This window comes from Methylobacterium sp. WL103, assembly GCF_008039885.1.
GTDB lineage: Bacteria > Pseudomonadota > Alphaproteobacteria > Rhizobiales > Beijerinckiaceae > Methylobacterium > Methylobacterium cerastii.
This window is the reverse complement of sequence record NZ_VRUX01001214.1, coordinates 1-570: the sequence shown is the minus strand read 5'-3', so window position 1 is coordinate 570 and position 570 is coordinate 1. Positions and strand designations below refer to the sequence as shown.

General features: G+C 75.8%; 1 protein-coding gene. It reads left to right on the top strand.

Translation table 11 applies throughout. The features are described from left to right. A partial coding sequence (locus FV222_RS30430) for an alpha/beta hydrolase domain-containing protein (protein WP_281406953.1) occupies positions 1-326 on the top strand: 326 nt, incomplete at its 5' end. Positions 327-570: the final 244 nt, after the last annotated feature.

The window sequence follows — 570 nt, the reverse complement described above, 5'->3', positions numbered from 1 at the left end:
ACGGCAACCCGCTCGGCGGCGTGCGCCTGCCCGACATCGCCGTGCCGCTCGGCGTCCACGGCCTGCAGAACGCACCGCTCTCCACCTTCACCTGCTCGCTCGTCGGCGCCTACCGGCCGTTCGCGCGAAATGCCGGCGGGGGCGGGCCGCCTTCGCTGACCGAGCGCTACCGAAGGCAGGCCGACTACGTGAACCGCGTGCGCGCCGCCGCCCGGGAGGCCGAGGCCCAGGGCTTCCTGCTGCCGGAGGATGCGGCGATCGTCGTCAACGCGGCTGCCGAGACCCCGATTTTCGACGCGCAGACCCCGTCGGCGCCGCCGCGCTGATTGCGGCCGGCCGGCCGGGTGCTAGGGTCCGCCGGCATTCGCGCACCGCGCGAATCGCCGGCGCCGCCGCTCGCGGCGCCCGGCGCGACGGGACGAGGACGACCATGCTGGGATCGGGGTTCGGGCGTCGGATCGGGCTTCTGGCCGGGCTCCTGGTCGCGACACCCACTTTGGCGCCCTCTTGGGCTCAAGTGCCTGCGCCCGCCGCGCGCCCCGCCGCCAGGCCCGCCTCGACATCCGCTCC